The 12,384-nt window shown below is 69.1% G+C and carries 11 protein-coding genes and 1 pseudogene; 4 read left to right on the top strand and 8 right to left on the bottom strand.

The window, feature by feature from the left end:
• Nucleotides 1-330: 330 nt before the first annotated feature.
• The 3 genes from QNO09_RS13390 to thyX all read right to left on the bottom strand — a co-directional run bounded on the left by QNO09_RS13390 (nucleotide 331) and on the right by thyX (nucleotide 4,020).
• Entirely contained in the window at nucleotides 331-2,016 is a 1,686-nt protein-coding gene (locus QNO09_RS13390) for a ribonuclease J (RefSeq protein WP_283970355.1), read from the bottom strand.
• A gap of 152 nt (nucleotides 2,017-2,168) precedes the next feature.
• Nucleotides 2,169-3,068, bottom strand: coding sequence for a 4-hydroxy-tetrahydrodipicolinate synthase (gene dapA / locus QNO09_RS13385; RefSeq protein WP_283970354.1), 900 nt, complete (start codon nucleotides 3,066-3,068; stop codon nucleotides 2,169-2,171).
• A 211-nt stretch (nucleotides 3,069-3,279) separates the two neighbouring features.
• Entirely contained in the window at nucleotides 3,280-4,020 is a 741-nt protein-coding gene (thyX, locus tag QNO09_RS13380; protein ID WP_283970353.1) for an FAD-dependent thymidylate synthase, read from the bottom strand.
• Between the two features lie 175 nt (nucleotides 4,021-4,195).
• Between thyX and QNO09_RS13375 the strand changes: the two genes are divergently transcribed.
• Together QNO09_RS13375 and QNO09_RS13370 are read left to right on the top strand one after the other, a co-directional pair.
• Nucleotides 4,196-4,435 (top strand): hypothetical protein, encoded by a 240-nt coding sequence (locus tag QNO09_RS13375; protein ID WP_283970352.1) that lies wholly within the window; start codon nucleotides 4,196-4,198, stop codon nucleotides 4,433-4,435.
• Nucleotides 4,436-4,547: 112 nt separating this feature from the next.
• A complete protein-coding gene (locus tag QNO09_RS13370) occupies nucleotides 4,548-5,099 on the top strand; it encodes an SCO5741 family PH domain-containing membrane protein (protein WP_283970351.1) in 552 nt (183 codons plus the stop codon).
• 71 nt (nucleotides 5,100-5,170) lie between these two features.
• Here the strand turns inward: QNO09_RS13370 and QNO09_RS13365 are convergent, their stop codons facing one another.
• The 5 genes from QNO09_RS13365 to rpsO form a co-directional block, all read right to left on the bottom strand.
• Nucleotides 5,171-5,626: a tetratricopeptide repeat protein gene (locus QNO09_RS13365; RefSeq protein WP_283970350.1), complete on the bottom strand. Its 456-nt coding sequence runs from the start codon at nucleotides 5,624-5,626 to the stop codon at nucleotides 5,171-5,173.
• A 13-nt stretch (nucleotides 5,627-5,639) separates the two neighbouring features.
• Complete coding sequence (gene dapB / locus QNO09_RS13360; RefSeq protein ID WP_283970349.1) at nucleotides 5,640-6,392, bottom strand: 4-hydroxy-tetrahydrodipicolinate reductase; 753 nt, start codon at nucleotides 6,390-6,392, stop codon at nucleotides 5,640-5,642.
• 29 nt (nucleotides 6,393-6,421) lie between these two features.
• Complete coding sequence (locus tag QNO09_RS13355; protein WP_283970348.1) at nucleotides 6,422-7,801, bottom strand: M16 family metallopeptidase; 1,380 nt, start codon at nucleotides 7,799-7,801, stop codon at nucleotides 6,422-6,424.
• The gene (locus QNO09_RS13350) at nucleotides 7,798-10,017 is read right to left on the bottom strand and encodes a polyribonucleotide nucleotidyltransferase (RefSeq protein ID WP_283970347.1); all 2,220 of its coding nucleotides are present in this window, start codon (nucleotides 10,015-10,017) and stop codon (nucleotides 7,798-7,800) included. The genes QNO09_RS13355 and QNO09_RS13350 overlap by 4 nt, the downstream gene beginning before the upstream one ends.
• A 287-nt stretch (nucleotides 10,018-10,304) precedes the next feature.
• Nucleotides 10,305-10,592, bottom strand: coding sequence for a 30S ribosomal protein S15 (gene rpsO, locus QNO09_RS13345; RefSeq protein WP_003993372.1), 288 nt, complete (start codon nucleotides 10,590-10,592; stop codon nucleotides 10,305-10,307).
• A gap of 268 nt (nucleotides 10,593-10,860) precedes the next feature.
• On the opposite strand from rpsO, the gene QNO09_RS13340 reads away from it, so the two are divergent.
• Nucleotides 10,861-11,157 carry a DUF397 domain-containing protein gene (locus QNO09_RS13340; RefSeq protein ID WP_283970346.1) on the top strand — a complete coding sequence of 99 codons (297 nt, stop codon included), beginning with the start codon at nucleotides 10,861-10,863 and terminating at the stop codon, nucleotides 11,155-11,157.
• Between the two features lie 484 nt (nucleotides 11,158-11,641).
• A pseudogene (locus tag QNO09_RS39930) lies at nucleotides 11,642-11,803 on the top strand (SCO5717 family growth-regulating ATPase); the annotation flags it as partial.
• Nucleotides 11,804-12,384 lie beyond the last annotated feature (581 nt).

Raw genomic sequence — 12,384 nt, 5'->3', positions numbered from 1 at the left:
TCAAGGAACGGTCGCTTCCTTTGTACTCACCCTCTCGGGCTTTCCTCCGGGCTTCCCTTCGGTCTTGCGTTTCCGACTCTATCAGATCTTTTCTCGACCCGATTTCCTCGGCGCTTTCCAGGTTTCCGCTTTCGCGTTTCCCTTTCCGGCGGTTCCGACTTTATCAGAAGTTCTGAGTCGGATTTTCCTCCCCGGCCGGGCATGGTCCTGGTGCCTGAGTTGGCCCGGGTGCCCCGTCGGGAGGAGTTGTAAACCTACTGGAGCGGGGCGCCTCGATGCAAATCGAGGCGCCCCGCTCCCAGTTGGCGTGGGCTCAGGCCCGACGGGCCGTCAGACCTCCACCACCACAGGCAGGATCATCGGCCGGCGCCGGTAGGTGTCCGACACCCACTTGCCCAGCGTGCGGCGAACGAGCTGCTGGAGCTGGTGGGGTTCGACCACGCCGTCCTGCGCGGAGCGTTCGAGGACTTCCGTGATCCTGGGCGCGACATCGCTGAAGGCGGAGTCCTCGATGCCCGAGCCACGGGCCTGGATGTGCGGGCCGCCGGTGATCTTCCCGGTGGACGAGTCGATGACCACGAAGACCGAGATGATCCCCTCGTCGCCGAGAATCCTGCGGTCCTTGAGGGCCGGCTCGCCCACGTCGCCGACCGAGAGGCCGTCGACGTAGACGTAGCCCGCCTGGACCTTGCCGGAGATCTTGGCCTTGCCTTCGACGAGGTCGACGGCGACGCCGTCCTCGGCGATGACGATGCGGTCGTGGGGGACGCCGGTCAGGGCACCCAGCTCGGCGTTGGCACGCAGGTGACGCCATTCGCCGTGCACGGGCATCAGGTTCTTCGGGCGACAGATGTTGTAGAAGTACAGCAGCTCGCCCGCGGAGGCGTGGCCCGAGACGTGGACCTTGGCATTGCCCTTGTGGACCACGTTGGCGCCCCAGCGGGTGAGTCCGTTGATCACGCGGTAGACCGCGTTCTCGTTGCCGGGGATCAGCGACGACGCCAGGATGACCGTGTCGCCCTGGACGATGCGGATCTGGTGGTCGCGGTTGGCCATGCGGGACAGGGCCGCCATCGGTTCGCCCTGGGAACCTGTACAGACCAGGACCACCTCGCTGTCCGGTAGGTCGTCGAGCGTCTTGACGTCCACGACCAGGCCCGGCGGGACCTTCAGATAACCCAGGTCCCGGGCGATGCCCATGTTGCGGACCATGGAGCGGCCGACGAAGGCCACGCGTCGGCCGTACTCGTGCGCCGCGTCCAGGATCTGCTGGATGCGGTGCACGTGGCTGGCGAAGCTCGCGACGATGATGCGCTTGCGGGCGCCGGCGAAGACCTGACGCAGGACGTTGGAGATCTCCCGCTCCGGCGGGACGAACCCAGGCACCTCTGCGTTCGTCGAGTCCGAGAGGAGGAGGTCGATACCCTCCTCGCTCAGGCGTGCGAAAGCGTGGAGGTCCGTGAGGCGGCTGTCCAGCGGGAGCTGATCCATCTTGAAGTCGCCGGTGTGGACGACCATGCCCGCGGGGGTGCGGATGGCCACGGCCAGCGCGTCCGGGATGGAGTGGTTGACCGCGATGAACTCGCAGTCGAAGGAGCCGAGGCGCTCACGGTGTCCCTCCGCCACCTCGAGGGTGTACGGGCGGATGCGGTGCTCCTGGAGCTTGGCCTCGATGAGGGCGAGGGTCAGCTTGGAGCCGATCAGCGGGATGTCCGGCTTCTCGCGCAGGAGGTAGGGGACGCCGCCGATGTGGTCCTCGTGACCGTGCGTGAGGACGATGCCCTCGATGTCGTCGAGGCGGTCCCTGATGGACGAGAAGTCCGGCAGGATCAGGTCGATTCCGGGCTGCTCCTCCTCGGGGAAGAGCACTCCGCAGTCGACGATCAGCAGGCGGCCGCCGAATTCGAACACGGTCATGTTCCGGCCGATTTCGCCGAGGCCACCGAGCGGAGTGACACGCAGGCCGCCCTCGGGGAGCGGCGGGGGCGTGCGGAGTTCGGGATGCGGATGACTCAAAAGACTCTCCTCACCACACACGCCACGTGCCGGTGGGGCACGTGGCGCGCGTGACGTTCGTGCATGAGCAGTTGTGTGTGGGGTGGTGCGAGCACGTGGCCCGCTTATTCAGTTGTGAAGCAGTTGCGCGGAGGTCCGCGCGAAGTCCGATGTCAGAGCTGTACCCCGCCGGCGGCAAGATCGATCTTGAGTTGCTCGATCTCCTCGGGCGCGCATTCGACCATGGGGGCGCGCAGGGGCCCGCCCGGCAGTCCCTGGAGGGCGAGCGCCGCCTTGGTCGTCATCACGCCCTGGGTGCGGAACATGCCCGTGTAGACGGCGAGCAGCTTCTGGTGGATCTCGGTGGCCTTCTGGACGTCGCCCGAGGTGTACGCCTCGACCAGGGCGCGCAGCTCAGGGGTGACGACGTGGCCGACGACCGAGACGAAGCCGACCGCGCCGACCGAGAGCAGGGGCAGGTTGAGCATGTCGTCGCCGGAGTACCAGGCGAGGCCGGAGCGGGCGATGGCCCAGCTGGCGCGGCCCAGGTCGCCCTTGGCGTCCTTGTTGGCGACGATCCGCGGGTGCTCGGCGAGGCGGACGAGCGTTTCGGTGTTGATCGGGACACCGCTGCGGCCGGGGATGTCGTAGAGCATCACCGGGAGGCCGGTGGTGTCGGCGATCGCCGTGAAGTGCCGGTAGAGACCTTCCTGCGGAGGCTTGTTGTAGTACGGGGTCACCACGAGCAGGCCGTGTGCGCCGGTGCGCTCGGCCGTGCGGGCGAGTTCGATGCTGTGGTGTGTGTCGTTGGTGCCGACTCCGGCCACCACGTGGGCTCGGTCTCCGACCGCCTCCAGGACCGCCCGTACGAGATCCGCTTTCTCCGCGTCGCTGGTGGTCGGGGACTCGCCCGTGGTGCCGTTGATGACCAGGCCGTCGTTGCCTGCGTCCACCAGGTGGGTGGCGAGCCGCTGCGCGCCGTCGAGGTCGAGTGCGCCGTCCGCCGTGAAGGGCGTGACCATGGCGGTGAGGACCCGCCCGAAGGGGGTCTGCGGAGTCGAGGTCGGAGCCATGGGTTACACGCTACTCGTTGCTCAGGACCGGGTCTGCCCGTGGGGCGGGCGACAAGTCGCGACAAAGGTGGAGCCCGGCACTGCCTGCTCGGGGGTTCAAGCAGTGCCGGACCCGTTTGATCAGGCTAGATGAACTTCTCCAAATGCCGCAATACGGACACTTCGCACGGCTGAACCGTACATCTGTACCTGACCGGCGACTCGGGGCGCGTTACGGCGCCACCCGTCCGTTCGCGTTGAAGGCGGCGTAGGTGAGCGGCATGAGCCGTGCCCACTCCGCCTCCATCTTCTCGCCGACCATCTCGATCTCGCGCTGCGGGAAGGACGGCACCTTGGCCAGCTCGTGCTGGGTGCGCAGCCCGAGGAAGTGCATCAGCGAGCGGGCATTGCAGGTGGCGTACATCGAGGAGTACAGGCCGACCGGGAGGACCGCACGAGCGACCTCGCGGGCGACACCGACGGCGAGCATCTCCTGGTAGGCCTCGTACGCCTGGCGGTACGAGTCCTCCATGACACGGCCGACCAGTTCCTGCTGGGCCTGGGTGCCCTCGACGAAGACGTACTTGCCGGGGCGGCCCTCCTGCACCAGCTTGCGGGACTCGTCGGGGACGTAGAAGACGGGCTGGAGCTCGCGGTAGCGGCCGCTCTCCTCGTTGTACGACCAGCCGACGCGGTGCCGCATGAACTCGCGGAAGACGAAGATCGGGGCGCTGATGAGGAAGGTCATGGAGTTGTGCTCGAAGGGGCTGCCGTGCCGGTCCCGCATCAGATAGTTGATCAGGCCCTTGGAACGCTCGGGGTCCTTCTTCAGCTCGTCCAGGGACTGCTCGCCCAGGGTCGAGACGCGGGCGGCGAAGAGGACGTCCGCATCGGACGCGGTGTGCTTGACCAGCTCGACGGTGACGTCGCTGCGGTAGCTGGGCTTGAGGTCGTCGGCGGGGGTGTCGGTCACGGTTGGCAGGGCCTTCCCATCTCGTCGTGTGGCGACGCCACTCTACGGCCCGCCGAAATCCGTGCGATCGGTGCCGTGCCGCAATGAAGTCGGTGAAACAGGGCACCTCTGAGGGAGTTCGTTCGTCTCTACAGACGACAGTGATCCGTTCCACCCCGAAGGAGAAGCTCCCCTGATGTTCGGTCGGCGTGAACCCGTACCGTTTGCCTTCGTAGCCGAGGCCGACAGGTTCCGCAGCAATGTCACTCCCCCACCGCGCGAGCGGTCGTCCGTCGGTCAGATGGCCGGCCGTTGGCTGCTGGGGCTCACCATCGTGGCGGGGCTCGTGGGGTCCCTGGTCATCGGGACGCCCGCGCTGACATCCGTCAAGACGGCTGATCAGCCTCAGCAGTCGCAGGCGTCCGAGAGGCGCTGAACCGCGCCGCACCGGCGGTGACTCCATCCGGCCCCCCGCCAGTGGTGACCGGGGACACAGATCGGTAGCCTCACCGGGCACAGCCCACGCATGGATCGAGTGAGGACCAGCCGTGCCCCTGCCCTTCCTGACGGCCGACCGCGTTTTCGAGGCGGCGGATGACGTTCCGTTGCCCTACGACGACCGTGACCGCTGGCGGCGTCCGTACCGGCCCGGGCCGTGGCGGGTCGGAACGGCGGCGCTCGCGCTGCTGCTCGCCTCGTTCGTGCTGTTCGCGGCGGTCATCATCGCCGTGACGGCCCAACCGAAGTCGGCCGCGGTGGTGTTGGCCCTCGCGCTGCTCGTCATCGCCGCGGCGCTGCGGCTGCTGCGCATGGGTGTGTGGGTCAGCGCGCGCGGGCTGCGGCACGTGGGTTTCCTCACGACGTGTACGGCGCCCTGGGAACAGGTCGCCTCCGTGCGTACGGTGCAGCAGCCGGTGCGCTGGCTGAGTCTGCCGCGGACCGTGCAGGGGCAGGCGCTGCTGCTCGGACGCCAGGGCCGGGACACCGCCCCTTCGCCGCTGCTGACCACGCACAACGCGGACTTCCTGGGCCGCGCGGAGGCCTTCGACCGGGCGGCGGACTCGGTCGAGGCGTGGGCCGAGGAGTACGGCCCACGCTGACGTCCCCGGCTCATGCCTGCGGGGCCGGACCGTTCATACGGTCCGGCCCCGCAGGCATGAGCGGGGGTGGTTCAGGCGGCTTCGGGCTGCTTGCCGTCGTGCAGGGCGATCGCGCGCTGCATCGCCTTGCGGGCGCGCGGGGTGTCGCGGGCGTCGTGGTAGGCGACGGCCAGGCGGAACCAGGTGCGCCAGTCGTCGGGGGCGTCCTCCGTCTCGGCCTTGCGCTTGGCGAAGACCTCGTCGGCCGAGTCCCGGTCGATGCGCCCGCTGGGGGTGCGCCGCAGTTCGTCGACGGGCAGGCCGCCCTCGGCGTCGAGTTCTGCGGCGAGTTGGCCGGCCTTGCGGGCGAACTGGGTGTTCTTCCACAGGAACCACAGGCCGATGACCGGCAGGATCAGCACGGCGACACCGAAGGTGACGGTGAGGGCCGTGCCGGTTTCGATGAGCAGGACGCCGCGGCTGCCGACCAGGACGAAATAGACGACCAGGACGGCGGCGGTGAGGGCGTAGGTGAGCTTCGCGCGCATGACGGTCAGGGGCTCAGTTCAGGTCCAGGAAGTGTTCCAGGCCGAAGGTCAGGCCCGGGGTGCTCACCACGCGGCGGGCGCCGAGCAGGATGCCCGGCATGAAGCTGCTGTGGTGCAGCGAGTCGTGCCGGACCGTGAGGGTCTCGCCCTCGGCGCCGAGCAGGACCTCCTGGTGGGCCAGCAGACCGCGCAGCCGGACGGCGTGGACCGGGACGCCGTCGACATCGGCGCCGCGGGCACCGTCGAGGGCGGTGGCCGTGGCGTCGGGGGCCGGGGCGGTGCCGGCGGCGCGGCGGGCCTCGGCGATGAGCTGGGCGGTGCGCGTGGCGGTGCCGGAGGGGGCGTCCACCTTGTTCGGGTGGTGCAGCTCGACGACCTCGACGGACTCGAAGTAGGGGGCGGCGAGCTGCGCGAACTTCATCGTGAGGACGGCCCCGATGGAGAAGTTCGGCGCGATGAGGACGCCCGTCTCCGGGGAGGCGGACAGCCAGCCGTTCAGCTGCGCGAGGCGCTCGTCGGTCCAACCGGTGGTGCCGACGACCGCGTGGATGCCGTGACCGACGCAGAACTCGAGGTTGGCCATGACGGAGTCGGGCGTGGTCAGTTCGACCGCGACCTGGGCGCCGGAGTCGGTCAGCGTCTCCAGCTTGTCACCCCGGCCGAGGGCGGCGACCAGTTCCATGTCCTCGGCGGCTTCGACGGCTCGTACGGCTTCCGAGCCGATCCGGCCCTTGGCCCCGAGGACCGCCACGCGCAGCTTGCTCATCTGTTGTGCTTCCTTCACCAGGTGGATGGTCAGGCGACGGCGTCGTTCAGGCGGGTCGCCTGTTTGTCCTTCAGCGGACCGATGACCGACAGGGAGGGCCGCCGTCCCAGGATCTCGCGGGCCACCTCGCGGACGTCGTCGGGGGTGACCGACGTTATCCGGGACAGCATGTCGTCGACGGACATCTGCTCGCCCCAGCACAGCTCGCTCTTGCCGATACGGTTCATCAGCGCGCCGGTGTCCTCCAGGCCGAGGACCGTGGAGCCCTGAAGCTGGCCGATCGCACGCCCTATCTCGTCGTCGGACAGGCCGTGCTCGGCGACATGGTCGAGTTCGTCGCGGCAGATCTTCAGCACGTCGTGCACCTGGGACGGACGGCAGCCGGCGTACACGCCGAACAGACCGCAGTCGGCGAAGCCGGAGGTGTACGAGTACACGCTGTAGGCCAGGCCGCGCTTCTCGCGGACCTCCTGGAAGAGCCGGGAGGACATGCCACCGCCGAGGGCGGTGTTCAGCACGCCCAGGGCCCAGCGCCGCTCGTCCGTGCGGGACAAACCCGGCATGCCGAGCACGACATGTGCCTGCTCGGTCTTGCGGTCGACCAGCTCGACGCGGCCCGCGGTGCGCAGGTCACGCCTGCCGCCGCGCGGGGCGACGGGGTCGGCGGCGAGGTCCTTGAGGGCACCGGCCTTCTCGAAGGCGGCACGGACCTGCCGTACGACCTTGTTGTGGTCGATGTTGCCCGCGCAGGCGACGACCAGGTGGGTCGGGTCGTAGTGCTTCTTGTAGAAGCGGCGGATGCGGTCGGCGGTGAGGGCGTTGACCGTGTCGACCGTGCCGAGGACCGGGCGGCCGAGGGGGTTGTCGCCGAACATCGTGTGCGCGAACAGGTCGTGCACGCAGTCGCCCGGGTCGTCCTCGGTCATGGCGATCTCTTCGAGGATCGCGCCCCGCTCGACGTTCACGTCCTCTTCGAGGATGAGGGAGCCCGTCAGCATGTCGCAGACGACGTCGATGGCGAGCGGCAGGTCGGCGTCGAGCACGCGCGCGTAGTAGCACGTGTACTCCTTCGCCGTGAAGGCGTTCATCTCGCCGCCGACCGCGTCGATGGCGGAGGAGATGTCCAGGGCGGACCTGCGGTTCGTGCCCTTGAAGAGCAGGTGCTCCAGGTAGTGGGTGGCGCCGTTCAGGGCCGGGGTCTCGTCGCGGGATCCGACGTGGGCCCAGATGCCGAAGGTCGCGGAGCGGACCGAGGGCAGGGTTTCGGTGACGATGCGCAGTCCGCCCGGGAGGGTGGTCTTGCGGACCGTGCCGATGCCGTTCTCGCCCTTGACGAGGGTTTGGGTACGGGCGACGGCCCGCGCCTCCGAGGAGGTGCGGGCCGTCGCCTGGAAGTCACGGGACGTCACTGGTCGGCGTCGTCCTTCTTCTCGTCAGAGGCGTCCTCGCCCTCGATCACGGGGATCAGGGAGAGCTTGCCGCGGGAGTCGATCTCGGCGATCTCGACCTGGACCTTGGCGCCCACGCCGAGGACGTCCTCGACGTTCTCCACGCGCTTGCCGCCGGCGAGCTTGCGGATCTGCGAGATGTGCAGCAGTCCGTCCTTGCCCGGCAGCAGCGACACGAACGCGCCGAAGGTGGTCGTCTTCACGACCGTGCCCAGGTAGCGCTCGCCGACCTCCGGCATGGTCGGGTTGGCGATGCCGTTGATCGTGGTGCGGGCGGCCTCGGCGGACGGTCCGTCGACCGCGCCGATGTAGATCGTGCCGTCGTCCTCGATCGTGATGTCGGCGCCGGTGTCCTCCTGGATCTGGTTGATCATCTTGCCCTTGGGGCCGATGACCTCGCCGATCTTGTCCACGGGGATCTTGACGGTGATGATCCGCGGGGCGTTCGGGGACATCTCGTCCGGCGTGTCGATCGCTTCCATCATCACGTCGAGGATGTGGAGGCGGGCGTCACGGGCCTGCTTGAGAGCGGCGGCCAGGACGGAGGCGGGGATGCCGTCCAGCTTGGTGTCGAGCTGGAGGGCGGTCACGAACTCCTTGGTGCCGGCGACCTTGAAGTCCATGTCGCCGAAGGCGTCCTCCGCACCGAGGATGTCGGTGAGGGTGACGTAGTGCGTCTCGCCCTCGATCTCCTGGGAGATCAGACCCATGGCGATACCGGCGACGGGGGCCTTCAGCGGCACACCGGCGTTCAGCAGCGACATGGTGGAGGCGCAGACCGAGCCCATGGACGTCGAGCCGTTGGAGCTCAGCGCCTCGGAGACCTGGCGGATCGCGTAGGGGAACTCCTCGCGCGTCGGCAGGACCGGCACCAGGGCGCGCTCGGCGAGGGCGCCGTGGCCGATCTCGCGGCGCTTCGGGGAGCCGACGCGGCCGGTCTCGCCGGTGGAGTACGGCGGGAAGTTGTAGTTGTGCATGTAGCGCTTGCGGGTCACCGGGGAGAGGGTGTCCAGCTGCTGCTCCATGCGGAGCATGTTGAGGGTGGTGACGCCCAGGATCTGGGTCTCGCCACGCTCGAACACCGCGGAGCCGTGCACGCGCGGGATGGCCTCGACCTCGGCGGCGAGCGTACGGATGTCCGTCACGCCGCGGCCGTCGATGCGCTTCTTCTCCCTGATCACGCGCTCACGGACCAGCTGCTTGGTGAGCGAGCGGTACGCGGCGGAGATCTCCTTCTCGCGGCCCTCGAACTCCGGGAGGAGCTTCTCGGCGGCCAGACCCTTGACGCGGTCCAGCTCGGCCTCGCGCTCCTGCTTGCCGGCGATGGTGAGCGCCTGGGCGAGCTCGGGCTTGACGGCCGCGGTGAGCGCCTCCAGGACGTCGTCCTGGTAGTCGAGGAAGATCGGGAACTCGCCGGTGGGCTTGGCGGCCTTCGCGGCGAGGTCGGCCTGGGCCTTGCAGAGCACCTTGATGAAGGGCTTCGCGGCGTCCAGACCGGCGGCGACGACCTCTTCGGTCGGCGCCTCGGCACCGCCCTGGACCAGCTGGATGGTCTTCTCGGTGGCCTCGGCCTCGACCATCATGATCGCGACGTCGCCGTCCTCCAGGGTGCGGCCCGCGACGACCATGTCGAAGACGGCGTCCTCGAGCTCGGTGTGCGTCGGGAAGGCCACCCACTGGCCGTTGATCAGCGCGACGCGGACGCCGCCGATCGGGCCGGAGAAGGGCAGGCCGGCCAGCTGCGTGGACGCGGACGCGGCGTTGATCGCCACGACGTCGTACAGGTGGTCGGGGTTGAGCGCCATGATCGTGGCGACGACCTGGATCTCGTTGCGCAGACCCTTCTTGAAGGAGGGGCGCAGCGGGCGGTCGATCAGGCGGCAGGTGAGGATCGCGTCCTCGGAGGGGCGGCCCTCGCGGCGGAAGAAGCTGCCGGGGATCTTGCCGGCGGCGTACATCCGCTCCTCGACGTCCACCGTGAGGGGGAAGAAGTCGAGCTGGTCCTTGGGGTTCTTGGAAGCGGTGGTGGCCGACAGCACCATGGTGTCGTCGTCCAGGTACGCCACGGCGGAGCCGGCGGCCTGCTTGGCCAGGCGGCCCGTCTCGAAGCGGATGGTGCGGGTGCCGAAGGCGCCATTGTCGATGACGGCCTCGGCGTAGTGGGTCTCGTTCTCCACTAGTGCTTTCTCCTCGTCCTCGTCTCCCGGCCCGTGTGGCGGGGAGACGGTTGCGAAGAAGCGCTCCGGGCTGTGCGGGCCGGTCTTCGATCGAAGCACCCGGGCTCGCTTCCCCCGGGGGCCACTACCGAGGACCGGCGGCGGCTAGGTGCGCCTCTCCTCTTCTTGTCGTGCTGTGTCTTTCGTCCTGCGTTGTGCTACCACACTACAAAGCAGTGGTGACACTCCGCACGTACAGCAAAGGGAGCGGTCCCCTTTCCTTCGGGAACCGCTCCCCTCACGGCGTCTTACTTGGCGCCCGCCGCACCGCGACGGATGCCGAGGCGGTCGACCAGCGCACGGAAGCGCTGGATGTCCTTCTTCGCCAGGTACTGGAGAAGACGGCGACGCTGGCCCACCAGGATCAGCAGGCCACGGCGGGAGTGGTGGTCGTGCTTGTGGGTCTTGAGGTGCTCGGTCAGGTCCGAGATGCGGCGCGAGAGCATGGCGACCTGGACCTCGGGGGAGCCGGTGTCGCCCTCCTTCTGGCCGAACTCGGTGATGATCTGCTTCTTCGTAGCGGCGTCGAGCGGCACGCGTACTCCTCGTAGTCTGTGATGGCCACCGAGTGCCCCCGGTCTGTGTCTCGGGGGAGCTTCCATGACTCGGAAGGCGGGGATCCGCTGGGCGCGGCCTCCAGAGCGGTGAGCTCCGGGGGTGCGTACACAAACGGCCGTCGTCCAGAGTATCAGGCGGTCGGGGCCCTCTTTGCCCTGGTCCTTCGAACCTCCCGGCCGGAGGGGAGGGGGCCACTAGGGTGAGCGGATTCGGACCGTTCGTACGTCGGGAAGGGGTCGCTGCGGCATGGCGGAGACGGCTGAGGAGATCAAGGCACGCAAGGAGCGGGAGCGGGACGAGCTCTACGCCCTCGACATCTCCGGTGTCGAGTGGCACGGCGCGCCGGGAACCGAGGGCCACGAGGAGCGGGTCGAGATCGCCTACCTGCCCGAGGGGGCCGTGGCGATGCGCTCGTCACTCGACCCGGAGACGGTGCTGCGCTACACGGAGGCGGAGTGGCGGGCGTTCGTGCTGGGGGCGCGGGACGGCGAATTCGATCTTGAGCCGGGGGCGCGCGGCGGGGGGCCCGAAGCCGGTCGGTGAGCGGCGCGGTGGACGACGAGGGGTGAGCCGGTGAACGGCCGCCCCTCTTCGTATGTCTTGTGCTTCGTGTGTCTTGCGCTTCGTGTGTCTTGCGCTTCCCATGTCTCTTGCTCCGTATGTCTCGCGCGCCTCAAGGCTGATGCTTCCTCGTGGCCCCAAGACGGTGGCGCCGCAAGGCGGTTCGCGATTCTTCACATGTATCGACCGGTTTGTTCACCAAAGTGCGTGCCGTATACGTCACTTCCGGGCACCTTCTGGGCAGGTTGTGACGCGACGGACGGCTGCTCGGGGGTGGACGGGCCTGCCGGGGCGGGGCTTGTGGTGATTAGGCTGGGACGGGGCGCGCCGTCGGAACCGTGGCAGGCGTCGGCGTCCCAGGGGGAAGGCGGGGGAGCCTGTGGAGCGGACGACCTCGGACGACCTCGATTCGCCTCAAGCGACTACGCACGACGTCGGACGACAAGCAAGGGTCGCCCAGCACGCTATGAGGGTGCTCGACCACACCAGGAGGAACACTGTGAGCAGCGATCGGGACGGGATCCGCGGGGGCTGGGCGACACCCGGCGATGACCAGCCCGACGCGGAGTCCGCGGCAGAGGTGACGGGCGAGTTCACCATCGACTACGCGCCGCCCGCCTGGTACACGCAGAACGCCTCGGGGAGCTCGAGTGCGGGGCAGGGGGCGGGGGCGGCGTCCGAGGACTCCAGCGCTTCGGGGGCGCCCTCGGGTTCGGGGGCGCCGGGAGCTTCCGGCGTGCCCGGAGGTACCGGGTCGCATGGGGCTTCCGGTCCCACCGGAGGATCGGGGGGTCCAGGGGCGGCCGGGGCGCCCGGTGGTTCCGGAATGCCGCCGGGGCCGGTGCCGCCGCTGCCGGGGCTCACTCCGCCGCCGCATGCCAACCCTTCCGGTGGTCCTTCGTCCCTTCCGACGTCCCTGCCGGGGCAGGCCTCCGCCCCGGCTCCGTCACCCGGGGCGCCCTTCACTCCTCCCGCGCCGGCACCCGCTCCGGGCGCTCCGTTCACGCCTCCCGCGCCCGCGCCCGGTGCGCCCTTCACGCCACCGACGGCGCCCGCGCCCTCTTCCCAGAGTTCCTCCGCCGTGCCCAGGCTTCCGATGGGCAGCGGTTTCGAGCCGCAGGGACCGCAGCCGGGGGCTCAGCCCCAGGGGCAGACCGAGGCACCGGCGGGGAGCCCGGCCTCTCCCACGGCCGTGCCGAACATCCCCGT

It is taken from the genome of Streptomyces sp. 378 (genome assembly GCF_030124145.1).
GTDB lineage: Bacteria > Actinomycetota > Actinomycetes > Streptomycetales > Streptomycetaceae > Streptomyces.
The sequence above is the reverse complement of the archived record's forward strand: the minus strand, read 5'-3'. Positions and strand labels throughout refer to the sequence as shown.

Bases quoted from the DNA above. Each gene is read 5' to 3' on its own strand.
- QNO09_RS13365 (WP_283970350.1), bottom strand. From the start codon at position 5,626: ATGCGCGCGAAGCTCACCTACGCCCTCACCGCCGCCGTCCTGGTCGTC.
- QNO09_RS13340 (WP_283970346.1), top strand. From the start codon at position 10,861: ATGGCGGAGACGGCTGAGGAGATCAAGGCACGCAAGGAGCGGGAGCGG.
- QNO09_RS13375 (WP_283970352.1), top strand. From the start codon at position 4,196: ATGTTCGGTCGGCGTGAACCCGTACCGTTTGCCTTCGTAGCCGAGGCC.
- dapB (WP_283970349.1), bottom strand. From the start codon at position 6,392: ATGAGCAAGCTGCGCGTGGCGGTCCTCGGGGCCAAGGGCCGGATCGGC.
- dapA (WP_283970354.1), bottom strand. From the start codon at position 3,068: ATGGCTCCGACCTCGACTCCGCAGACCCCCTTCGGGCGGGTCCTCACC.